Source organism: Streptomyces sp. DSM 110735 (assembly GCF_016482685.1).
In the GTDB taxonomy this organism is placed as follows: Bacteria; Actinomycetota; Actinomycetes; order Streptomycetales; family Streptomycetaceae; genus Streptomyces.
In genome coordinates this window covers 1-21,360 of the sequence record NZ_JACYHF010000006.1, presented here as the reverse complement: position 1 = coordinate 21,360, position 21,360 = coordinate 1, and the positions used below count along the sequence as shown (strand labels likewise).

Annotated in this window: 19 protein-coding genes and 2 pseudogenes; 8 read left to right on the top strand and 13 right to left on the bottom strand. The window is 72.5% G+C overall.

Going from position 1 to position 21,360, the window contains the following annotated elements; translation table 11 throughout:
• Positions 1 to 18: 18 nt before the first annotated feature.
• The 5 genes from IF655_RS11795 to IF655_RS11775 form a co-directional block, all read right to left on the bottom strand.
• Positions 19 to 2,931: a DUF5682 family protein gene (locus IF655_RS11795; protein WP_199584356.1), complete on the bottom strand. Its 2,913-nt coding sequence runs from the start codon at positions 2,929 to 2,931 to the stop codon at positions 19 to 21.
• The gene (locus IF655_RS11790) at positions 2,928 to 4,040 is read right to left on the bottom strand and encodes an AAA family ATPase (RefSeq protein WP_199584355.1); all 1,113 of its coding nucleotides are present in this window, start codon (positions 4,038 to 4,040) and stop codon (positions 2,928 to 2,930) included. Before IF655_RS11790 ends, IF655_RS11795 begins: the two co-directional genes overlap by 4 nt.
• Before the next feature lie 67 nt (positions 4,041 to 4,107).
• Complete coding sequence (locus IF655_RS11785; RefSeq protein ID WP_199584354.1) at positions 4,108 to 5,544, bottom strand: VWA domain-containing protein; 1,437 nt, start codon at positions 5,542 to 5,544, stop codon at positions 4,108 to 4,110.
• The gene (locus tag IF655_RS11780; protein WP_199584347.1) at positions 5,541 to 6,926 is read right to left on the bottom strand and encodes a hypothetical protein; all 1,386 of its coding nucleotides are present in this window, start codon (positions 6,924 to 6,926) and stop codon (positions 5,541 to 5,543) included. The genes IF655_RS11785 and IF655_RS11780 overlap by 4 nt, the downstream gene beginning before the upstream one ends.
• Positions 6,926 to 7,420: a hypothetical protein gene (locus IF655_RS11775; protein ID WP_199584346.1), complete on the bottom strand. Its 495-nt coding sequence runs from the start codon at positions 7,418 to 7,420 to the stop codon at positions 6,926 to 6,928. Before IF655_RS11775 ends, IF655_RS11780 begins: the two co-directional genes overlap by 1 nt.
• A 283-nt stretch (positions 7,421 to 7,703) precedes the next feature.
• Here IF655_RS11775 and IF655_RS11770 point away from each other — a divergent pair, with 283 nt between their 5' ends.
• Positions 7,704 to 8,489 carry an SAM-dependent methyltransferase gene (locus IF655_RS11770; RefSeq protein WP_199584345.1) on the top strand — a complete coding sequence of 262 codons (786 nt, stop codon included), beginning with the start codon at positions 7,704 to 7,706 and terminating at the stop codon, positions 8,487 to 8,489.
• Positions 8,490 to 8,560: 71 nt separating this feature from the next.
• Here IF655_RS11770 and IF655_RS11765 read toward each other — a convergent pair whose 3' ends face one another.
• Positions 8,561 to 9,337, bottom strand: a complete 777-nt coding sequence (locus IF655_RS11765) for a CDP-alcohol phosphatidyltransferase family protein (protein WP_199584344.1) — start codon at positions 9,335 to 9,337, stop codon at positions 8,561 to 8,563.
• 107 nt (positions 9,338 to 9,444) lie between these two features.
• Here IF655_RS11765 and IF655_RS11760 point away from each other — a divergent pair, with 107 nt between their 5' ends.
• The 5 genes and pseudogenes from IF655_RS11760 to IF655_RS31140 all read left to right on the top strand — a co-directional run.
• Positions 9,445 to 10,428 carry a zinc-binding alcohol dehydrogenase gene (locus tag IF655_RS11760; RefSeq protein WP_199584343.1) on the top strand — a complete coding sequence of 328 codons (984 nt, stop codon included), beginning with the start codon at positions 9,445 to 9,447 and terminating at the stop codon, positions 10,426 to 10,428.
• Between the two features lie 180 nt (positions 10,429 to 10,608).
• Positions 10,609 to 11,007, top strand: a complete 399-nt coding sequence (locus IF655_RS11755) for a 6-carboxytetrahydropterin synthase (protein ID WP_199584342.1) — start codon at positions 10,609 to 10,611, stop codon at positions 11,005 to 11,007.
• Complete coding sequence (locus IF655_RS11750) at positions 11,004 to 12,233, top strand: glycosyltransferase family 4 protein (protein ID WP_374100251.1); 1,230 nt, start codon at positions 11,004 to 11,006, stop codon at positions 12,231 to 12,233. The genes IF655_RS11755 and IF655_RS11750 overlap by 4 nt, the downstream gene beginning before the upstream one ends.
• The gene (locus tag IF655_RS11745) at positions 12,230 to 13,219 is read left to right on the top strand and encodes a trans-aconitate 2-methyltransferase (protein ID WP_199584340.1); all 990 of its coding nucleotides are present in this window, start codon (positions 12,230 to 12,232) and stop codon (positions 13,217 to 13,219) included. The genes IF655_RS11750 and IF655_RS11745 overlap by 4 nt, the downstream gene beginning before the upstream one ends.
• Positions 13,216 to 14,160, top strand: a pseudogene (locus tag IF655_RS31140) (lysylphosphatidylglycerol synthase transmembrane domain-containing protein); the annotation flags it as partial. The gene IF655_RS11745 and the pseudogene IF655_RS31140, both read left to right, overlap by 4 nt.
• 53 nt (positions 14,161 to 14,213) lie before the next feature.
• Here IF655_RS31140 and IF655_RS11740 read toward each other — a convergent pair.
• The gene (locus IF655_RS11740) at positions 14,214 to 15,065 is read right to left on the bottom strand and encodes a creatininase family protein (protein WP_199584897.1); all 852 of its coding nucleotides are present in this window, start codon (positions 15,063 to 15,065) and stop codon (positions 14,214 to 14,216) included.
• 39 nt (positions 15,066 to 15,104) lie between these two features.
• Between IF655_RS11740 and ribA the strand changes: the two genes are divergently transcribed.
• The gene (gene ribA, locus IF655_RS11735; protein ID WP_199584337.1) at positions 15,105 to 15,764 is read left to right on the top strand and encodes a GTP cyclohydrolase II; all 660 of its coding nucleotides are present in this window, start codon (positions 15,105 to 15,107) and stop codon (positions 15,762 to 15,764) included.
• A gap of 70 nt (positions 15,765 to 15,834) precedes the next feature.
• Here the strand turns inward: ribA and IF655_RS11730 are convergent, their stop codons facing one another.
• From IF655_RS11730 to IF655_RS11720, 3 genes are all read right to left on the bottom strand, one after another.
• The gene (locus tag IF655_RS11730; RefSeq protein ID WP_199584335.1) at positions 15,835 to 17,058 is read right to left on the bottom strand and encodes a serine hydrolase; all 1,224 of its coding nucleotides are present in this window, start codon (positions 17,056 to 17,058) and stop codon (positions 15,835 to 15,837) included.
• 70 nt (positions 17,059 to 17,128) lie between these two features.
• Complete coding sequence (locus IF655_RS11725) at positions 17,129 to 18,487, bottom strand: MFS transporter (protein WP_199584332.1); 1,359 nt, start codon at positions 18,485 to 18,487, stop codon at positions 17,129 to 17,131.
• Positions 18,484 to 19,080, bottom strand: a complete 597-nt coding sequence (locus tag IF655_RS11720) for a TetR/AcrR family transcriptional regulator (RefSeq protein ID WP_199584330.1) — start codon at positions 19,078 to 19,080, stop codon at positions 18,484 to 18,486. The genes IF655_RS11725 and IF655_RS11720 overlap by 4 nt, the downstream gene beginning before the upstream one ends.
• A gap of 81 nt (positions 19,081 to 19,161) precedes the next feature.
• On the opposite strand from IF655_RS11720, the gene IF655_RS11715 reads away from it, so the two are divergent.
• Positions 19,162 to 19,602, top strand: coding sequence for a PPOX class F420-dependent oxidoreductase (locus IF655_RS11715; protein ID WP_199584328.1), 441 nt, complete (start codon positions 19,162 to 19,164; stop codon positions 19,600 to 19,602).
• Positions 19,603 to 19,678: 76 nt separating this feature from the next.
• Here IF655_RS11715 and IF655_RS11710 read toward each other — a convergent pair whose 3' ends face one another.
• From IF655_RS11710 to IF655_RS11700, 3 genes and pseudogenes are all read right to left on the bottom strand, one after another.
• Positions 19,679 to 20,272 (bottom strand): histidine phosphatase family protein, encoded by a 594-nt coding sequence (locus IF655_RS11710; protein WP_199584327.1) that lies wholly within the window; start codon positions 20,270 to 20,272, stop codon positions 19,679 to 19,681.
• Positions 20,273 to 20,276: 4 nt separating this feature from the next.
• A complete protein-coding gene (gene gnd / locus IF655_RS11705) occupies positions 20,277 to 21,155 on the bottom strand; it encodes a phosphogluconate dehydrogenase (NAD(+)-dependent, decarboxylating) (protein ID WP_199584325.1) in 879 nt (292 codons plus the stop codon).
• A gap of 1 nt (position 21,156) precedes the next feature.
• Positions 21,157 to 21,360: pseudogene (locus tag IF655_RS11700) on the bottom strand (glucose-6-phosphate isomerase); the annotation flags it as partial.

Below are 21,360 nucleotides of genomic sequence, written 5' to 3'. Positions count from 1 at the left end.
CGTCGTGCGCCGAGTCCGTCAGGTGTGCGCGAGCAGGGACTCCCACGCCGCCGCCGTCGCCGGATGGCGCTCGGCCAGCGCCGAGGCCGGGGGAGCCGGGGGAGCAGTGCCAACCGGCTCGGACCAGCCGTCGTCGCAGCCCAGCAGTCCCGCCACGGCGTCGCAGGTCGCCGGATGAGCGGTCAGCAAGGCGACACCCTCCACGACCGGGGACCCGGGCGCCGCCCACCCGTCCGTGCAGCCCAGCAGCTCCGCGAGCGCGTCGCAGGTCGCCGGGTGCGCCGGGAGCAGGGCCACGCCGCGTGGAGCACGCGGTTCGGGGCGGCGGACCACGGGCTGTGCCTCGGCGAGCCACGGGGGCGTCCACGCGTCCAGCGCCGCCAGCCGCGCCGGGAAGATCCGGGCAGCCTCCCGGATCAGCAGCGGCGCCAGATCGCCCGCCTGAGAGCGCAGCGTGGTGATCAGCAGCGGCAGCCAGGGCAGCAGCACCGTGTCCGGCAGTCGGCCGAAGGCGTTGGAGACCGCCTCCACCACCACGTCCGCGAGCCCCGGCACCGGCTCCAGGGCATGCACGAACCCGCTCAGATAGCGCGGGTAGGCGGGCACCACCAGCGGGTTGTCCAGCAACTCCATGCACCGAGCCCGCAGTTCCGCGCGGGACAACGTGCCGAGCTGCACCCGCGCCGCCCACAGCAGCGCCGTCTTCGCCGGGTCCTCGGGGTGCGACTGGGCCACCGCCAGCTCCAGTTGGGTCCGGTCGCAGCCGAGCGAGAGCGCGAGACTCTCCATGCCGAAGAGGAACCCGAGCATCGCCGCGACCTGACCGACCGTCGCGTCCTCGTCGACGAACGCCGTCGGCAGCAGCGTGCAGTAGTGCGCGTACCCCGTCTTCGCGAAGGACTCGATCCACTGCGGCAGCACCGGCTCGTGGGTGCGGTAGTACGCCAGCAGCCGCCGCACCCGGCGCAGCACCTCCGGGGCGCCGTCCACCGTGCGCTCGCTGGCCAGCACCTTCAGCGCGTGAGTGCCGAGTTCGTCGGCGAGGCGCTTGCCGCCCAGGTGGAGCGTGGCGTCCTCGACCGCCGCCAGCACGGTCGCGGCCGTCGCCTGCGGGGCGTACGCCTCACGCCGTAGCCGCTGCTCCAGGACCTGTTCGAGACTGACGCCCTCGTATCCCAGCTCGATCAGCGCCCGTTGGTGGGTGCCGATCGCCAGGTCCCAGGACTCCTGGAGGGAACGCTCACCGAGCTTGCGCTCACCCATGATCGGGCGTGCCGCGCCGTGCGGGAGCAGACGGCGCAGCATCCACAGCACGTCCGAGCAGGCGGTCAGTTCGGGACGAGAGACGATGTCGAGCAACGCGCGCTGGACACCGCGCTGCTGGAGCTTGAGCCCGAGCGGAGCCAGCCGGTCGTGCACGTCGCGCGCCAGCGGCGGAAGGGCGTCGTAGCCGACCTGGCCGATCCGGTCGCCGCCCATCATGATCTCGACCAGCCGCCGTACGTCCCGCCGACCGGGCACGGCGTCCTTCTCGATGCAGGTGACCGCCGCGTCCTGGAAGTCGTACGGCGTCGGCTTCGCGCGGTCGCGCATCCCGGCGAGCAGGATCGAGGTCTCGAAGACGGCGATGGCGTCGGCGGTGGACGCCAGATAGCCGTTGCGCCGCGCCGCGCGGACGATGTCCACGGACCAGCCGAGCAGCTCCGCCTCGTCCAACGTGTCCAGCGCGGGCGCCTGTTGGAGGAAGCTGGTGAGACGGTCCGGGGCGGCGCCCGGCGAGGACGCGACCGCCTTCGTCGAAGCCGCCTTCTTCGCCGCGCCCTTCTGCCCCGCCAGCAGGTACGGCCGGGTCCGCGAGCGCTTGAGACCCTTGGTCCACTCCGTCGCGGCGATGGACACCGAGCCCGCGGCGAGACCGAACTGCGCCTCGATGGCCGCGTGGCTGGACGGGATCAGACCGTACTGCCACGTCGTCGCCGTACGCGGGGAGATGGTGAACGTGTCGGTGCCCTCGACGCCGAACTCGGCCACCCGGCTGGCGGCGTGGAACGCCCCGCACACGTACAGGCAGTCCGCCGGTTCGGCGCCGGACTCCGCCAGGTGCTCGCGCATCCGCGTCCACATGTACCGCTCGCGGTCCTCGTCCACCCGCACCCGGCCCTCGTCGCCGGGGGCGAGCCGCCTGAAGAGGCTGCCGATGAGGAACATGGCCTGGCGGTAGGTGTTGTGGTCGCTGCCCGCGAGCGGGACCTCGACGTACTGGTGCCACCACTCCGACCAGTGCCGCACCCGGCCGTGCCGCAGCAGATGCTCCTCCAGCTCCGCGAAGCGCGGGCGCAGGTCACCGATCTCCACGCCGACCGCCTCGCCGTGGAGTTGAGCGTCCTCGGGCGCCTCCTCGTCGGTGTCGGGCTCCTGCCGCGTACGGCTCGTGTCCCACTGGTACACATGGTCGGCCGAGCGGTCCACCAGGACCAGCTCCACGCCCGGAGTGTCCAGGGCGTACGCGATGGCCTGGTACTCGGCGGACGCCTCGGTGATCGGCGCGACCACCGACAGCGGCGCCCACTCGGCAGGAAAGCCGTCGACCTTGCCCGCGAACGCCTGCACCGCGACCGGCAGTCGGCAGTTGCGCAGCTCGGTCAGCAAGGGCGCCATGTCCTCGCACAGCTCCAGGTACACGACCTTGGGCTGCTTCTCGCGCAGCCTGCGGGCCATGGCGAGCGCGGAGGCGGGGGAGTGGTGGCAGACCGGGAAGATCTCCAGCGGCTCGCGCACCGCCCGGTCCACGTCGTCCACCATGCCGAGGAGGATGTCCTCAAGGGCGTCGGGTCCGCCCGCGAACTCGGTCGCAGCTCGCTGGAGTTGACCGCGCAGCGCACCGAACGCGCCTTCTGGGGTACCGCTCGTGGCGGCGTGGTCCGCGCTCACGACAGGGTGGCGATCGCGTCGCGGCCGCCCTCGAGGAACTCCGGCCAGGAGCCGCCCTCTTCCTTGCTGCGCGGCTCGACCACGCCGTGCAGATACTTGTTGAGGATGGCCAGGTCCTCCGGCTCGCGCCGGGTGAGGGAGCCGACCAGCGACGAGGCGAGCGTCCGGGCGGTGAGGGTGTGCTCCCCGAAGAAGTTGCCGTGCAGCACGGCGTCCTCCAGCACGCCGATCTGCTCGGCCGTCGAGAGCGCCGACTCCAGCTTCTCGTCGTCGCTCCCGGCCGAGGCGGACGACGCGCGCAGGTCCGCGAAGCTCTGGAGCAGCACGTCGAGCAGGGTCGGCGGCACGTCCAGATCGATCGAGTGCCGCCGCAGCAGCTCCTCGGTGCGGAAGCGGACGATCTCCGCCTCGCTCTTCTTGTTGGTCACCACCGGAATCCGTACGAAGTTGAAGCGCCGCTTCAGCGCGGACGACAGGTCGTTGACGCCCCGGTCGCGGCTGTTGGCGGTGGCGATGATGGAGAAGCCGGGCTTGGCGAAGACGATGTTGTCGCTCTCCAGCTCGGGCACCGATATGTACTTCTCCGACAGGATCGAGATCAACGCGTCCTGCACGTCACTGGTGGAACGGGTCAGCTCCTCGAAGCGCCCGATGGCGCCGCCCTCCATCGCCGTCATGATCGGGGAGGGGATCATCGACTCGCGGGACTGGCCCTTGGCGATCACCATGGACACGTTCCACGAGTACTTGATGTGGTCCTCGGTGGTGCCGGCCGTGCCCTGCACCACCAGCGTCGAGTTGCGGCTGATCGCCGCCGACAGCAGCTCCGCCAGCCAGCTCTTGCCGGTGCCCGGGTCACCGATCAGCAGCAGACCCCGGTCGGAGGCGAGGGTCACGATGGACCGCTCCACGAAACTGCGGTCTCCGAACCACTTCTGCGAGATCTCCCGGTCGAGCCCGTCCGCCCGCTCGGAGCCGAGGATGAACAGCCGGACCATCTTGGGCGACAGCCGCCACGAGAACGGCTTGGGGCTGTCGTCGATGGACTCCAGCCAGTCCAGTTCTTCGGCGTACTTGATCTCGGCGGGGGCGCGCAGCAGGTCGGACATGGTGAAGTGCCTTTCGGTACAGGGGGATCAGAGGGGAGGGGCGTGAGTCGCCACGCAGACCCGCTGATCAGGTCAGGAACGTCTTGAGTTCGTGCACGAGCTTCTTGATGTGGCCGGAGATCACCGGCGTGCCCAGGTCCTTGAAGCGCTCCCGGAACCACGGGTTGACGCTGCCGCGCCCGGAGCTGGTCACCGAGCCGACCGGGATGAACTTCGCGCCCGAGCGGTGCACGGCGGCGAAGCTGTCGTACAGCTCCTGCCCGCGCCACTCGTAGAAGTCGGATATCCAGACCACGACCGTGTTGCGCGGTTCCGCGATCTTCGGGTGGGCGAGCGCCATGGCCACGGTGCCGTCCGTGCCGCCGCCGAGCTTGGTGCGCAGCAGCGTCTCGAACGGGTCGTGCGCCCACGGGGTGAGGTCCAGCGCCTGCGTGTCGTAGGCGATCAGATGGACGTCGACCTTCGGCAGCCCGGCGAAGATGGACGCCAGGATGGTGCAGTTGACCATCGAGTCGACCATGGAGCCCGACTGGTCCACCACGACGATCAGCCGCTGGGGCGTCGTCTTGCGGCTGGTGTGCCGGTAGTAGAGGCGGTCGACGTAGAGCCGCTCCTCCTCCGGGCTCCAGTTGGTGAGGTTCTTCCAGATGGTGCGGTCGAGGTCGAGATTGCGGAAGACCCGCTTGGGCGGCACCGAGCGGTCGAGTTCCCCGACCGTGGCCTTCTCCACCTGGGTGCGCAGCACCTGCGCGACCGCGTCCACATACCGCTTGATCAGCGACTTCGCGTTCGCCAGCGCCACGCCGGAGAGGTTGTCCTTGTCGCGCAGCAACTGCTCGACCAGCGACATGCTCGGCGTCAGCTTGGCCGCGAGCCGCGGGTCGGCCAGCACCTCGCGCAGCCGCATCCGCTGGACGAGTCCCGCCTCGATGGCGCCGAGTTCGGGACCGATCTCGGGGACGAGCCTGCTCAGGTCGGGAGTGGGCGCGCCGTAGCCGGTGCCGTTGCCCGCCGCCGCACGGCCACCTGCCTTGCCGCCGCGCAGCTCGCCCGGCTTGCAGCCGAGGGCGCGCTCCAGCCAGTCGGCGTCCGCCTGCCAGCGGGCGAGTTGTCCGGCGGTGATCTCGCCGGGGCGGGTGGCGAACACGTTCAGCAGCACCTTGGAGGCGAGCGCGGCGCGCCGTACCTCGGCGGTGCGGTCGCGGCTGCCGTCCGGGTCCGGCTCGGGCGTCATCAGCCCGTCCAGCTCGGCGGCCAGCTCCGGGTGGCGCTGCACGACGGAGTCCACGGAGGCGTCCGGGTCGAGCAGCGCGGGCGGCAGACCGATGTCCTCCACCACGGCGAGGGACGCGGACTCGAGACCCGCCTGCTCCTCGGGGTCGAAGAGGCGGGCGAGGAGGCGCCAGTAGAGAACCTGGCGGCGGTTCTCCTGGGGGTCCGGGGCGGCGGGACCGGTGCCGACGGGGGCGCCCTGGGCGTTGTCCTGCGTGCTGTCCTGGGTCATGTGCGCAGCAGCCTTCCCGCCCGCTCGCGCAGCACGGTCACCGCGTCCGTTGCCGCCTTCTCCGCGCGCACCCCCGCCTTGTCGGTCGTGCCCCCGGCCCACGCGCCCGCGTGCACCGCGACCGCCTTCTTGCGTACGGTCCGCTCCACCGCGAGCGGCTGGAGCAGGAACTCCCCGGCGTCCCAGCGCAGCAGCCCCAGGCACGCGGACGACGTGGCGACTGCCTCCGGGGTGAGCGGTCCGGCGGCCGGGACGCGGTCGGCGTCGACCCGCACCCGGCACCCGGCGACGTCGAGGACGAGTCCCTCGGTGTCGTCCACCGCGTACCCCTCAACCAGGACCGGCGCCGCGATCCGCGCCGGATGCCGGTCGAGCGGAGCGGTCGGGAAGGCGACGGCGGTCGGCAGCGCCACCCGGGCGGTCGTGAACGGCTCGGCGTCCTCCCCGGCGCGGGCCCGCGCGTCGTCCCACAGCAGGTCGCCCTCGGCGGTGACCGGCATGGCGTCGAGGTCCATGGCGCGACCCTCGCCCAGCGCCGCGAGCAACGACATGTGCGGGCGCAGCAGTTGCCACAGACCGGCGCCGACGACGGAGTCGGGCTTCGGCGCGGACACCGAGGCTCGCACCAACCTCGCCGGACCGCCGTCGGCGGGCTCGAACACCGCGTGCACCTGCGCCTGTACGGCGGTGGCGTGCTCCTGCACGTCCACACCGAGCGGCAGCAGGCGACCGCTCACCTCGGTCACGGCCGGGGTGCCGAGCGCGCCCGGGACGGTCAGCAGCAGCGCCCGCGCCCACAGGTCGGCCCAGCGCCGTACCGGTATCCGCTCCAGGGTGGCGCCGGGGCAGGAGGCGGCGAGTTCGGCGGCGAATCCGTCGAGCAGCGCGGCAAGGCGGCGCAGCGCCGGGTCGGGCAGCATCGCGGAGACCACGGGGGCGGCGCCGCCGACGAGTTCGTGGTCGATGCCCTGCCAGCCGGACCGGGCCAGGTCGCTGAGCCAACTGCGGGCGGCGAGAAGGAGGTTGACCGGCTGCCCGGCGCCTGCCGGGGTCCGGACTTCGTCGCCGTACGGGCGCCCGACCGCCTCGCGCACCCGCTCGGTCAGCGCGTCGTGCGCCGAGCCGAGCAGGGCGGTGCGGGCGGCGGCGAGGGCGACGAAGTGGTCCTCGCCCGCGGCTCCGGCGGACGCCTTCTCGGCCGCCTCCGCGACCCGCGTGGCCAGCGGCGATGCGGCGACGGCGGCGGCGAGCCCGGTCAGCCCCTCGGTCTGGCCCGGCTGCGGGCGCAGCAGACCGGCGACGAGTGCCCGGTCGAAACCGTCCACGGCGTCGAGGGCTTCCGCCAGCCCCTCGACGGGATCGGTGAGCAGGTCGACGCGCATCAGGACACCGCCTTCGTCGTCGGGAACCACTGCATCTCCGGCAACGGGGCGGTGGTGACGGGCAGTTCGAGATAGGAGAGGTGACGCAGGAAGCGGCTGAAGACCTGGGCGGCGGCGCTGTCGCCCTGCGCCGGGCGCGTGCCCGTCATGGCGCCGGTGAGGACGCCCGCGTCGGTGTCGTCGGCATCGACCTTCAGATAGCGGGCCACCCGCTCGCCGCCGTACTGCAGCACTGCCTCGCCGATCAGCGCGCGTATGTGGTTGCAGAACGTGCCGCGCGCCCCGCCGCAGGGGCGGTTGTTGTTGGTGCTGCACGCGAAGGCGTAGGACCCCGCGGCGACCGAGGAGACGTACACCCGCTCGATGTCCGACCCACTGGACACGACCCCCTGCAACCGCCCGTCGGCCAGCTCGACGAACGGCACCTTGGCCAGCTTCCGCGGCCGCGCCGACGGCACGACCCGCGCCGCGCTCGACCTCTCCCAGACGGACAACACACCACTCCCATGCACACGAAAAGGGACGCTCACGCCAGAGCGGCGGAACGTGAAACGAATCTAAGGGGAGCCACTGACAACGCCCTTGACCTGCGGTTTCAACGGACCGTCAGCGGACGTCACGGGATCTTTCGCGCAAGCGCGCCCTCGCCGGACCACCTGTCGGCGGCTACGACTACGCTTGCGCCGCCGACCTGCCGCGCGAGTGCCGTCCCCCGACGGTGTGCGCGCCCGGCCGGATGCTCGGTTAGCCGTGTTCTCGCGTATGGAGGAGTGTCCCGTGACCGCCGGCGTACCCGTCCCTCGTATCGACACCAGCAAACCCCACCCCGCGCGCGTCTACGACTGGCTGCTGGGCGGGAAGGACAACTACCCCGTGGACCAGCAGGTCGGTGAGACGCTCCCCGAGGAGTCGCGGCGCAGCGCTGCCCGCAACCGGGAGTTCATGCACCGCGCGTCCGCGTGGCTCGCCCGTCAGGGCGTCGACCAGTTCCTCGACATCGGCACCGGCATCCCGACGGAGCCCAACCTGCACCAGATAGCGCAGGCGATCTCGCCGAGCGCCCAGGTCGTCTACGTCGACAACGACCCGATCGTGCTGCGGCACGCGGAGGCGCTGCTGATCAGCACGCCCGAGGGCGCGACCGACTACATCCACGCCGATGTGCGCAAGCCCGCGGAGATCCTCGAACACGCCCGTCAGCGGCTGGACTTCACCCGTCCGATCGCCCTGTCCCTGATCGCCCTCATGCACTTCCTGCCCGACTCCGAGGACCCCTACCGCCTCACCCGCACCCTGGTGGACGCCCTTCCCCCGGGCAGCTACCTCGTCCTCTCCCACGGCACCGCCGACCAGCACCCCGAACTCAAGGACCGGGTCGAGGACACGTACAAGAAGGGCGCGATCCCCCTCCGCATGCGCACCCGCGCCGAGGTCGAGCCGTTCTTCGAGGGTCTCGAACTGATCGACCCGGGGCTCGTGTTCGCGACCGAGTGGTACCAGGAGGGACCGGCGCCCGAGCAGGAGCGGTGCGGGTTCTACGTGGGGGTGGCGCGGGTGCCGTAACCGGCACGGGCGCCCCGAGCGGGCGTGAACGAGCGCGGCCGCACGCGTGACACCGTGCGGCCGCTTGCGCCTCAACCGGCGACCAGCTCCGGCGTCTTCGCGGGAACGGCCGGGATCTCCTCCTCCAGCACCTCCACCTGCCGCGCGTTCCGCCACAGCCACACCACGTCCCGCCCGAACGACCACACCAGGGACCCCAGCGCCAGCAGGACCACGCCGAACTCGACCGCGTAAGGGAGGAGTCCCGCGCCCGCCACCAGGAGGCAGATGCCCTGGAGGGCGGCGACCGTCTTGCGGGCGAAGGACGGGGGGAGGGGGGCGTTGAGCCAGGGGGCGAGGCGGGCGGCGGCGACGAAGGCGTAGCGCATGGCGCCGATCAGGAGGACCCAGGGGCCCAGCTCCGTGGCGACGTAGACGCTCAGGACCAGGATCAGGAACGCGTCCACCTCCATGTCGAAGCGGGCGCCAAGGGCGCTGGAGGTGCCGGTGCGGCGGGCGACCTTGCCGTCGACGCCGTCGAGGAGGAGGGCGACGGCGGTGAGTCCGACCAGGAGGGTGACCGGGGGCGCGCTCTCGAAGGAGTCGGCGACCAGGGCCGTCACGCCGCCGACCAGGGTCGCCCGGCCGAGGGTGACCCGGTTGGCCGGGCCGAAGGAGCGCAGCGCGGAGCGGTGCAGGGCGCGGGAGAGGACCGCCCAGGTGGCGAACGCGAAGGCGAGCCCCGACAGCCACCCGGCCACCCCCATGCCGATGGCCGTGCCGAGCAGGGCCAGCAGCAGAAGCTGTACGCCCGCTCCCACGGCCGTCTCCTGCTGAAGCCTCGCGTCATACGTGTTGTTCAGGGCCACCGCACATCCTCCGGCCGAGTGACAGAGTCGATCATCGCCGCGTACTGTGCGCGGCCTGTGCCCTTCTCGGTACGTGAGCAAGTTCCCGATCGTTCAGGAGGATGCCGATGAACCCCGCCGCCCGCGCGTTCTGGCTCACTTCACCCGGCCACGGCGAGCTGCGTGACGTCACCCTCCCGGAGCCCGCCGAGGGTGAGGTGCTGGTCCGCTCCCTCTACTCCGGCGTCAGCCGGGGCACCGAGACCCTGGTCTTCCGGGGCGGCGTGCCGGAGAGCCAACACGCCGCGATGCGCGCGCCGTTCCAGGAGGGGGACTTCCCCGCCCCGGTGAAGTACGGCTACCTCAGCGTCGGCGTCGTCGAGCAGGGTCCCTCTGAGCTGATCGGCCGCACCGTCTTCTGCCTGTATCCGCACCAGAGCCGTTACGTCGTTCCGGTGAGCGCCGTCACCGTCGTACCCGAGCGCGTGCCCGCCGCGCGCGCCGTGCTCGCCGGGACCGTGGAGACCGCCGTCAACGCCCTGTGGGACGCCGCGCCCCTCGTCGGCGACCGGATCGCGGTGGTCGGCGGCGGCATGGTCGGCTGCTCGGTCGCCGCGCTGCTCGCCCGCTTCCCCGGCGTCCGGCTCCAGCTCGTGGACGCCGACCCCGCCCGCGCCAGGACCGCCGACGCGCTCGGCGTCGACTTCGCCACGCCCGAGGACGCCCTGGACGGCTGCGACCTCGTCGTCCACGCCAGCGCCACCGAACAGGGTCTCGCCCGCGCCCTGGAACTCCTCGCCCCCGAGGGCACGGTCATCGAGCTGAGCTGGTACGGCGACCGGCGCGTCACCCTCCCGCTGGGCGAGTCCTTCCACTCCCGCCGCCTCACCGTGCGCGCCAGCCAGGTCGGCACCGTCTCCCCGGCCGCCCGCCCCGGCCGGGGTTACGCCGAACGGATGGCCCTCGCCCTCGACCTCCTGGCGGACCCCGCGCTGGACGCGCTCGTCACCGGCGAGAGTGACTTCGAGGAACTGCCCGAGGTCATGCCCCGCCTGGCCTCCGGCGCGCTGCCCGCGCTGTGCCACCGCATCAGGTACGACGCGGCCGATTGAGCGGGAAAAGAGGCGCCACGCCCCGTCGGCGTGTGAAAAGGAATCAGCGCCGGAGACCGCCTGACCTGAGAAAAGAGTGAGAGAGGGCTGAACGCGAGGAAGCGAGCAGCCGTACTAGTCGTCAACCCCCGGCGGGAACCGCGGGGGGCACCAGACGCGCCGCACCTGGAGGGTCGTCCGTTGTTCAGCATCACCGTCCGCGATCACCTGATGATCGCCCACAGCTTCCGCGGCGAGGTCTTCGGACCCGCGCAGCGCCTGCACGGGGCTACGTTCCTCGTGGACGCCACCTTCCGGCGCGAGCAGTTGGACGAGGACAACATCGTCGTCGACATCGGTCTGGCCACGAAGGAACTGGGCACCGTGGTCGGCGAGCTGAACTACCGCAACCTCGACGACGAGCCCGAGTTCGCGGGGGTCAACACCTCCACCGAGTTCCTCGCCAAGGTCGTCGCCGACCGCCTCGCCGAGCGCATCCACAAGGGCGCCCTCGGCGAAGGCGCGCGCGGACTGGCGAGCCTCTCCGTCAGCCTGCACGAGTCGCACATCGCCTGGGCGAGTTACGAGCGTGACCTGTGAGCGACCTGACCGTGGACCGCGCGACGGCCACCGACCGCATGACGGCGGGTTCCGACCGCGCGAGGGCCACCCCCCTCGCCTACGTCCCCCCGCAGCCCACCGCCCCCCAGAACGTCGGGATCATCCCCATGTCCCTGCGCACCGTGCACTTCGTCATGCCGGGCGGCGTCGACGACCTCGCCGCCCCCAGCGGCGGCAACGCCTACGACCGCCGTGTCTGCCTCGACCTGCCCGGCTTCGGCTGGCAGGTCGTCCGGCACGCCGCGCCCGGCGCCTGGCCCGACCCGGACGGCGCCGCCCGCGAGGGACTCGCCCGCACCCTGCGCGAGCTGCCCGACGACACCGTGGTCCTCCTCGACGGACTGGTCGCCTGTGGGGTGCCCGAGATCGTCGTCCCCGAGGCGGAGCGGCTGCGCCTCGCCGTCCTCGTGCACCTCCCGCTCGGCGACGAGACCGGCCTGGACCCGGCCGTCGCCGCCGACCTCGACGCCCGCGAGCGCGCCGTGCTGCGCGGGGTGCCCGCCGTCATCGCCACCAGCGACTGGGCCGTACGCCGACTGGTCTCGCACCACGGGCTCGCCCCCGACCGCGTCCACCTCGCCGCCCCCGGCGCCGACATCGCCCCGCTCGCGCCCGGCACCGACGGCGTCTCGCACCTGGTGTGCGTCGCCGCCGTCACCCCGCGCAAGGGTCAGCACCGCCTGGTCGAGGCGCTCGCCGCCGTACGCGACCTGCCCTGGACCTGCTCGCTGGTCGGCGGGCTCGGCCACGACCCCGAGTACGTCGACGGGCTGCGCGCCCAGATCGAGGGGTACGGCCTCGCCGACCGGCTGCGCCTGACCGGACCGCGCTCCGGCGCCGACCTCGACGCCAGCTACGCCGCCGCCGACCTGATGGTCCTCACCTCGTACGCCGAGACCTACGGCATGGCCGTCACCGAGGCGCTGGCCCGGGGCATCCCGGTCCTCGCGACCGACGTCGGCGGACTGCCCGAAGCCGTCGGACGCGCCCCCGACGGCGGTGTGCCCGGCATCCTCGTCCCGCCGGAGGACCCCGGCGCCATCGCCGCCGAGCTGCGCGGCTGGTTCAACGAGCCCGACGTGCGCCGCCGCCTCAAGGCCGCCGCCCGGGGGCGCCGCTCCGCCCTCGCGGGCTGGGCCGCGACCGCCCGCAGCCTGGCCGGGGTCCTCGGGCGGCTCCCCGACGCGCCGCGGAGGGCCGCATGAGCGAGACGACCACGGTCGCCGGGCCGCAGCCCGGCAACTCCACGCCCTCCGAGGAGCAGCCGGTGAACACCGACGACGTCATCGCGGGCGCCGGACCCGTGACCCGCCCCGGCGAGCGCCCGACCGTACGGCTGCGCGAGGGCGACGCCGAGGAGGCGCCCCGCTACGCGCCCGAGTGGCTGCAACTGCGCGAAGCCGCCGACGCGGAGGCCCGCGCCGAGATCCTCCTGGAGCCGCTGACCACCCGGGTGGCCGAGCGGCCCGGCGGGGACGGCGGACTCGTCGTGCACGACCTCGGCTGCGGCACCGGCTCCATGGGCCGCTGGCTGGCGGCGCGCCTGGACGGCGCCCAGCACTGGGTCCTGCACGACCTCGACCCCTACCTGCTGCACTTCGCCGCCGTCGCCTCCCCGCGCGCGGGCGCCGACGGCGCGCAGGTCACCGTCGAGACCCGGCGCGGCGACGTCGCCCGGCTCACCCCGGACGCGCTGACCGGAGCCGACCTGGTCACCGCCTCCGCGCTGCTCGACGTGCTCACCCGCGAGGAGGTCGAGACCCTCGCCGCCGCCTGCGCCGGGGCGGGCTGCCCGGCGCTGCTCACCCTGTCCGTCGCCGGACGCGTGGAACTGGAGCCGTCCGACCCGCTGGACGCGCAGCTCGCCGAGGCGTTCAACGACCACCAGCGCCGCACCGGGATGCTCGGACCCGACGCGGTCGCCGTGGCCTGCCAGGCGTTCGCCGAGCACGGGGCGACCGTACGGGTGCACCCGAGCCCGTGGCGGCTCGGCCCCGAACACGCCGCGCTGACCGCGCAGTGGCTGCGCGGCTGGGTCGGCGCGGCGGTCGAACAGCGCCCGGAGCTGCGCGAGCGGGCGGCGGTCTACCTCGACGAGCGGCTGGCCGCGCTCGAAGCGGGCGAGCTGCGCGTCGTCGTGCACCACAGCGACCTGCTCGCGCTGCCCCGCTCGGCGGGAGGCGTGGGATGAACGCGCCAACGGGGGACACCGCCACGGAGGTTGGCGATCCGGAGACGCGTCCGGCGGCGGAGGGCACCCGGGGGCGCTTCAACTCCCGTGCGCTGCGCACCCACTTCGGCACCGTCGCCGGAGTCGTGATCCTCGGCGGACTGCTGTGGCGGCTCGGCACCGGTCCGCTCATGGACGGACTGCGCCGGATCGACACGCCAACCGTGCTGATCGCCCTCGGCGTCGGTCTCCTCACCACCGTGTTCAGCGCCTGGCGCTGGCAGTTGGTGGCGCGCGGGCTCGGCATCCGGCTTCCGCTGGGTGCCGCAGTGGCGGACTACTACCGCGCGCTGTTCCTCAACGCGGCACTTCCCGGCGGGGTGTTGGGGGATGTGCACCGCGCGGTACGGCACGGGCAGAGCGCAGGCGACGTACGGCGCGCGGTCAAGGCCGTCGTGCTGGAGCGGATCGCCGGACAGATCGCGCTCGCCGTGGCCGGTACCGCACTGCTGCTGACGCTGCCCTCCCCGGTCCGCGACGACGTGCGCACCCTCGCCGCGCCCGTGGCCCTCGCGGTGGCGGGCGCCCTCGCGGTCGCCGTCGCCGTACGGCTGAACCGGGGGTCCGCCTGGACCGGGCGGCGGGGCGGTGTCCTCGCCGACGCGCGCCGGGGACTGCTGTCCCGCGAGAGCGGGCCCGGGGTCGCGCTGTCCTCGGCGGTCGTCCTCGCCGGACACCTCGGGATGTTCGTCGTCGCCGCCCGGGTCGCCGGGAGCGGAGCCTCCGTCGCGGTGCTGCTCCCGCTCGCGGTGCTCGCGCTGGTCGCGATGGGACTGCCGCTGAACGTCGGCGGTTTCGGACCCCGCGAGGGCGTCACCGCCTGGGCGTTCGCGGCGGCCGGGCTCGGCGCGAGCAGCGGGGTCGCGGTGGCGGTCGTGTACGGCGTGCTGAGCTTCGTGGCGAGCCTGCCCGGCGCCGTCGTCCTCGTCGCCCGCTGGTACGCCGGGCTGCGGGGCTACTCCCGTACGGCGCCCGGAAGTTCGGCGGCGGACGCGGACTCACCGGACGCCGCGGGCTCTCCAGAGGCGGCCAACTCTCCGGAGACCGGGAGCTTTCCGGAGGTCAGCAGCTCGAAGTACGGCGCGAAATCCGCCACCAGGCTCGCCAGCAGACTCTTTCCCTTTTCCGCCGTGGCCAGGGACGGGCGCCCGATGACGCCCGATTCGGTGTAGGCGGACATTCCCGTGGTGAGCAGATGACGGCGGTCGTCGGCGGTGAAATCGGCGGTCTCATGACCAGGGCGGAGGAATTCGGGATGAGCGTGCAGAAGAATGGACGTCTCGATTTCCCCGGCGTGCATGTCGGTGAGCAGCGAGGTCACCACACCCGCGCGCTCACGGGCCGCCGCCCAGTCCTCCGCGGCAGGGAAGAGCGCCATGCGCTCACCGCGCGCGGAAGCCTCCTGCACGACATTGCCCAGGACGTAGTTCCCGCCGTGGCCGTTGACCACGACCAGGACCTCGACACCCGAACGGCGCAACGAATCCGCCATGTCCCGCACGATGGCGTGGAGGGTGGTGGAGGAGATACTGACGGTTCCCGGCCAGGCCGCGTGTTCGTGGGAGCAGGAGACCGTCACCGGGGGAAGGAGGTGTACCGGGTACGCGGCGGCTATCTCCCGCGCCACGGCGCAGGCGACGAGCGTGTCGGTCGTCAGCGGAAGGTACGCCCCGTGCTGTTCGAAGCTGCCCACGGGAAGGACGGCGACCTGCGTTGAGACACCCGCCCCCCGCTTGCGTACGTCCTCCGTGGTGTCCGTCGGCAGCACTCCGTGTGCCGCCGCCGCACGCGCGCCCGAACCACTCATCTCTTTCACGGCCTTTCGTCTCTGCTTAGGAATCAGATCATGACAGAAAACCTCGGCGTCCTCGGCAAGAAGTCCCCGCGGCGTTCGGGCGCGGAACGCGTCGTGAATACCCCGCTGCCCACCGCGTACGGGAAATTCCAGGCGATCGGCTACCTGGACCACGACCGGGGGGACGAACACGTCGCCCTGGTCTTCGGTGAGATAGGGGAGGAGAGCGTGCTGACCCGGCTGCACTCCGAGTGCCTGACCGGGGACGCGTTCGGCTCGCAGCACTGCGAGTGCGGTGAGCAGTTGTCCTCCGCGCTGCGCGCGGTCGCCGCCGAGGGCAGCGGGATCGTCGTCTACCTGCGCGGTCACGAGGGGCGCGGTATCGGGCTGCTGGCCAAGCTGCGTGCGATGGCGCTCCAGGCGGAGGGTCTGGACACGGTCGAGGCCAACCTCGCGCTCGGTCTCCCGGTGGACGCCCGTGACTACCGCGTCGCCGCCGAGATCCTCCACGACCTCGGCGTCCGCTCGGTCCGCCTCATGTCCAACAACCCCCGCAAGCGCGAGGCGCTGACCCGCCACGGCATCGAGGTCGCGGAGACGGTCCCCCTCCTGATCGAGCCCAGCGAGAACAACATCACCTACCTCCGCACCAAGCGCGAACGCCTGGACCACGACCTCCCCCACCTGGACGCGGTGGGCCACGGCTCCTGATCCCGGCACGACGGGAGCGCTCGACGAGTCCGGCCGGACCCCGGCCGGACTCGCGCCGTCTCCGGAGCCCTCAGTCCGTCACCGCCTCGTGGACCAGACGGCGCAGGTCCGGGAACACCTTCAGGGTTTTCGGGCGGAGTTGGGTCATGAACTGGACCGTGAGGTCGAGGGCGGGGGCGATCCAGAAGGCGGTGGTGGCGACGCCGGTCCAGCCGTAGGTGCCGGGGGCGGAGGGGGCGAGGGTGCGGGTGGGGTCGGTGACGACGGAGACGTTGAAGCCGAAGCCGAGACCGTCGTTGGCGCGTTCCTGGTGGGCGGGGGCGCCGAAGGCGCGCAGGACGGCGTTGCCGGGGAGCTGGTTGCGGGTCATCAGGGACAGGGTCCCGGGGCGGAGCAGGCGGATGCCGTCCAGTTCGCCGCCCCGGCGCAGGAACTCCATGAAGCGGTGGTAGTCGTGGGCCGTCGAGGCGAGACCGCCGCTGGCGGAGAGGAAGCGGGGGCGGGCGCGCAGGGGGAGTCCGGGGATCGGTGCGATGCCGCCGGTCTCGGTCTCGCCGTACAACTCGGCCAGGCGGGGCGTCTGTTCGGGGCTGAGGTGGAAGCCGGTGTCGGTCATGCCGAGCGGGACGAGGACGCGCTCGGCGAAGAACGCGTCCAGGGGGCGCCCCGAGACCACCTCGATCAGGCGCCCCAGCACGTTGGAGGCGACCGAGTAGTTCCACTGGGTGCCGGGGTCGAACTGGAGGGGCAGCCGGGCGTACACCGCCACCGTCTCCTCCAGGTTCGCGCCGGGCGGCACGGAGGACTCCAGACCCGCCTCGCGGTAGAGGGCGTCCACCGGGTGGCTGTGGTAGAAGGCGAAGGTCAGGCCCGCCGTGTGGGTCAGCAGATGACGGACGAGGATCGGGCCGGAAGCCGGGCGAGTGCGTACGTCCGTGCCCGAACCGCCTTCGTACACGCGCGGGTTGGCGAACTCCGGCAGATGCCGGTCGATCGGGTCGTCGAGGGACAGCAGACCCTCCTCCACCAGCATCAGCACCGCGACGGCGGTGACCGGCTTGGTCATGGAGTAGATCCGCCACAGCGTGTCCGGCTCCACCGGCAGCCCCGCCGCCCGGTCACGATGCCCGTGCACGGTGAGATGCGCGACGCGCCCGCCCCGGGCCACCGACACCAGGAAGCCGGGCAGCCGGCCCTCGTCCACGTAATGGGCGAAGTGCTGGTCCAGACGGTCCAGTGCCTTCGCGTCCAGCCCCGCCTCTTCCGGGTCGACTTCCTGTCGAAGCTGTGCCATCGCTCGCTCTCCTACGGTCGCGTCGTACGCCGTGCGGTCCGGCTCGGTCACCGGGACGACCTGTTGTTTCTCATGGTCGCGCAGGATCGCCGGGAAGGACCCGCACGTCGGCTTCCCGCGCGTCGGCATCCAACGCCGGTCCGTCGGCGCCCCGTTGAGGCAACGCGCGAGCCACCGGTACGGCCGCCGCCGCGACCGCCGCGCACACGCACAGCGCGACACGCGACCCCGCCCCCATCAGCGCGGTCGCCGCAGCCACCCCCACCACCGGACCGATGTTGAGCGCGGTCTGCTGAAGCCCGCCCGCCACCCCTGCCGCCGCCAACTCCGCCCGGCGTACGACGACATGGGTGGCCGCCACCATCACCGTCCCGAACCCCGCGCCCAGCAGGGCGAATCCGGTGCCCAGGGACAGCGCCCCCGTGGCCCGGGACAGCACCAGCCCACCGAGCGCGAGCAGCGCCGTCCCCACCCCGGTCGTCCACCGGGCGCCCCAGCGGCGCAGCAGCAGCGGACAGCAGGGAGCCGAGGCGATCATCATCACCGCGAGCGGCACACTGCGCACCGCGCTCTCGAACGGGTCCAGTCCCAGCCCCCGTTGGAGCACATACGTCTCCACGAACAGCGTCCCGAACAGCGCGGCCGACACGGCCACCAGGATGCCCAGCGCCGCCCCCACGGGACCCGCGCCGATCACCCCGGGCGGCACCAGCGGACGCGCGGCGCGCCGCTCGTGCCGTACGAACGCGACCCCCGCCACCACCGAGACCACGAGCACCGGCAGCGTTGCCGCACCGGGCGCCGACAGCGCGTGGACCAGGGACGCCAGGGTCACTGCGAGCAGCAGCGCGCCCGGAAGATCCAGCCCGGCGGGGGAGACCCGCGGCGCCTCCCCGCCCAGCGCGACCAGTCCGAAGACCAGCGCAGGGAGCACCCCGAGGAAGAACACCGCACGCCAGCCCAGCCAGGTCGCCAGCGCACCGCCCACCAGCGGTCCGGTCGCCGCGGCGAGTCCGATCGCGCTCGTCCGCACCGCGAGCGGCACCGCCAGCCGGTCCGGCGGATACGCGGACCGCAGCATCCCGAGCGTCGCGGGCTGGAGCAGCGCCCCGAACACGCCCTGGACGACCCGGAGTCCGATCACCCACCCGACGCCGGGCGCCAACCCGATGGCCGCCGACGCCGCCCCGAACCCGAGCATCCCCAGCGCGAACATCCGCCGCTGTCCGTACCGGTCCCCGAGCCGCCCCGCGAACACCAACAGGCTGGCCACGACGAGGAGATACGCGGTACTGGTCCACTGCACCTCGGTGAACGAGGCGTGCAGCGACCGTTGCAGGGACGGCTGGGCGACGGTGAGGACCGTACCGTCCAGGGCGACCAGCACCGCACCGGCCACACTGCACGCCAGCGCCAACCGCCGGTTCACCTGCCCGATCCCCGGCCGAGGTGCGCGGTCAGGCACGCGCGCAGCAGCGGCTCGAAGTCCGCGTCCCCGGTGGCCAGTTGAAGGCTGCCCCAGCGCCACAACTGGGCCAGCCCGTGCAGGTTCGCCCACAGGGCACCCCCGACCTGACGGGCGTCCGCCTCCGGTCGTACCCGCCCCACCAGCTCCACCAGGACCCCGAACAGCGGCAGGCTGGTGTCCCGCAGTCCCAAGTGACCGCTCTCCAGGACGTCGTGACGGAACATCAGCTCGTACATCCCGGGGTTCTCCAGCGCGAAGCGCAGATACGTCCGCGCCAGCGCCTCCGTGCGCTCGCGCGGGTCGTCGGCGGCGGAGTCGAGCGTGTCCCGCACCCGGTCGCCCAGCTCCTCGAAGCCGCGCCGCGCGATCGCGGACAGCAACTCGAGATGCGTGGGGAAGTACCGGCGGGGCGCCCCGTGTGAGACCCCCGCCCGGCGGGCGATCTCCCGCAGACCCAGCGCCTGCGCCCCTTCGGCGGCAAGGAGGGCCACCCCGGCGTCCACCAGACGGGACCGCAGCCCCGGGTCGGACTCGTTCGTCGACGACTCGCTCATAGACACTGTCTACCAAGGATCGGTAGACAGTGTCTACCAAGCTGGGGAATGCCCCGCCCGCCCCCTCCCGTTGACCCGGGTATGACTGACGACCCGACGACGCAGGACGCCCTGCTCACGCTGCTCTCCGAGGGGCACGGTGGTGTGCTGGTCACGCTCAAGCGGGACGGCCGCCCCCAGTTGTCCAATGTGAGCCACGCCTACGACCCGGCCGAGCGGATCATCCGCGTCTCGGTCACCGACGACCGCGCCAAGACCCGCAATCTGCGCCGCGAGCCCCGCGCCTCCTACTACGTCACCAGCGACGACCGCTGGGCGTACACGGTGGCCGAGGGCACGGTGGAGCTGACCCCCGTCGCCGAGGACCCGCACGACGAGACCGTGGAGGAGCTGATCCGGCTCTACCGGGAGGTGCTGGGCGAGCACCCGGACTGGGACGACTACCGCGCCGCGATGGTCCGCGACCGGCGGCTGGTCGTGAAGCTGCACGTCGAGCGCGCCTACGGGGTGCCCCGGAAGTAACAGCCCCGGACCCCTCCCCGGATACGACGAGGCCCGGACCACCACACGGTGGTGGTCCGGGCCTCGGCCGTTCACCTCAGGGCAGCCGGTTCCACTCCACGATCACGGGGTGTCCGTGCTCGGTCGAGAGCCGGCTCACCGTGCCCGTGGCGAGCTGGAACAGCCGTCCGTCGGCGGGCGGCAGACCCAGCCGACGCGCGGTGAGCACCCGCAGGAAGTGGGCGTGCGCGACCAGGATCACGTCGCCGCCGTCCTTTTGGAGCGCCTTGTCCACCCGGGCCAGGACCCGGTCGGCGCGCGCCCCGATCTCCTCGGGGGACTCGCCGGGATGGCCCTCGGGTCCGGGGGTCACCCCGTCGGTCCACAGGTCCCAGTCGGGCCGGGTCTCGTGGATGTCGACGGTCTTGACGCCCTCGTAACCGCCGTAGTCCCACTCGACCAGGTCGGGGTCGGACTCGGCGCCGGTCAGACCGGCCAGCCGGGCGGTGTCCCGGGCCCGGCCCATCGGGCTGGTCAGGACGACGGCGAAGTCGTGCCCGGCGAGGAGTGGAGCGAGGGACCTGGCCTGCTCCTCACCGCGTGCGGTGAGCGGCAGATCGGTCCAGCTCGTGTGCTGGCCCGACAGGCTCCACTCCGTCTCGCCGTGGCGGACGAGCAGGAGGTCCCCCACGACGTCAGCCCTTCTTCTCGACCGCGTGGCCGCCGAACTGGTTGCGCAGCGCGGCGATCATCTTCATCTGCGGCGAGTCGTCCTGGCGGGACGCGAAGCGGGCGAACAGCGACGCGGTGATCGCCGGGAGCGGCACCGCGTTGTCGATGGCGGCCTCGACGGTCCACCGGCCCTCGCCGGAGTCCTCGGCGTAGCCGCGCAGCTCGTCCAGGTGCTCGTCGTCGTCCAGCGCGTTGACCGCGAGGTCGAGCAGCCAGGAACGGATGACCGTGCCCTCCTGCCAGGAGCGGAAGATCTCGCGGACGTTGTCCACCGAGTTCGCCTTCTCCAGCAGCTCCCAGCCCTCGGCGTACGCCTGCATCATGGCGTACTCGATGCCGTTGTGGACCATCTTGGCGAAGTGACCGGCGCCGACACGGCCCGCGTGCACGTAGCCGTAGGGGCCCTCGGGCTTGAGCGCGTCGAAGATGGGCTGCAGGCGGTCGACGTTCTCCTTGTCGCCGCCGACCATCAGCGCGTAGCCGTTCTCCAGACCCCAGACGCCGCCGGAGACGCCCGCGTCCACGAAGCCGATGCCCTTGATGGCCAGCTCGGCGGCGTGCTTCTCGTCGTCCGTCCAGCGGGAGTTGCCGCCGTCCACGACGACGTCGCCGGGGGAGAGCAGGTCCTTCAGCTCGTCGACGACGACCTGGGTGGCGGTGCCTGCCGGGACCATCACCCAGATGGTGCGCGGCGCGTCGAGCTTCTCGACCAGCTCGGCGAGGTCCTTGGCGTCGGTCAGTTCCGGGTTGCGGTCGTAGCCGATGACCTGGTGGCCCGCGCGGCGGATGCGCTCGCGCATGTTGCCGCCCATCTTGCCGAGACCGATGAGTCCGAGCTGCATGTCAGTTCACTTCCTTGAGGGAACGGTAGGCGGTGACGAGGGCCGTGGTGGACGGGTCGAGGCCGGGGACCTCGGCGCCCTCGGTGAGGGCGGGCTCGATCCGCTTGGCGAGGACCTTGCCGAGTTCGACGCCCCACTGGTCGAAGGAGTCGATGTTCCAGACCGCGCCCTGGACGAACACCTTCTGTTCGTAGAGGGCGATGAG

Coding starts and splice junctions, on each gene's coding strand:
- IF655_RS11790 (WP_199584355.1), bottom strand. CDS start 4,040: ATGTCCGACCTGCTGCGCGCCCCCGCCGAGATCAAGTACGCCGAAGAA.
- IF655_RS11785 (WP_199584354.1), bottom strand. CDS start 5,544: ATGACCCAGGACAGCACGCAGGACAACGCCCAGGGCGCCCCCGTCGGC.
- IF655_RS11780 (WP_199584347.1), bottom strand. CDS start 6,926: ATGCGCGTCGACCTGCTCACCGATCCCGTCGAGGGGCTGGCGGAAGCC.
- IF655_RS11760 (WP_199584343.1), top strand. CDS start 9,445: ATGAACCCCGCCGCCCGCGCGTTCTGGCTCACTTCACCCGGCCACGGC.
- IF655_RS11745 (WP_199584340.1), top strand. CDS start 12,230: ATGAGCGAGACGACCACGGTCGCCGGGCCGCAGCCCGGCAACTCCACG.
- IF655_RS11740 (WP_199584897.1), bottom strand. CDS start 15,065: ATGAGTGGTTCGGGCGCGCGTGCGGCGGCGGCACACGGAGTGCTGCCG.
- ribA (WP_199584337.1), top strand. CDS start 15,105: ATGACAGAAAACCTCGGCGTCCTCGGCAAGAAGTCCCCGCGGCGTTCG.
- IF655_RS11730 (WP_199584335.1), bottom strand. CDS start 17,058: ATGGCACAGCTTCGACAGGAAGTCGACCCGGAAGAGGCGGGGCTGGAC.
- IF655_RS11720 (WP_199584330.1), bottom strand. CDS start 19,080: ATGAGCGAGTCGTCGACGAACGAGTCCGACCCGGGGCTGCGGTCCCGT.
- IF655_RS11715 (WP_199584328.1), top strand. CDS start 19,162: ATGACTGACGACCCGACGACGCAGGACGCCCTGCTCACGCTGCTCTCC.
- gnd (WP_199584325.1), bottom strand. CDS start 21,155: ATGCAGCTCGGACTCATCGGTCTCGGCAAGATGGGCGGCAACATGCGC.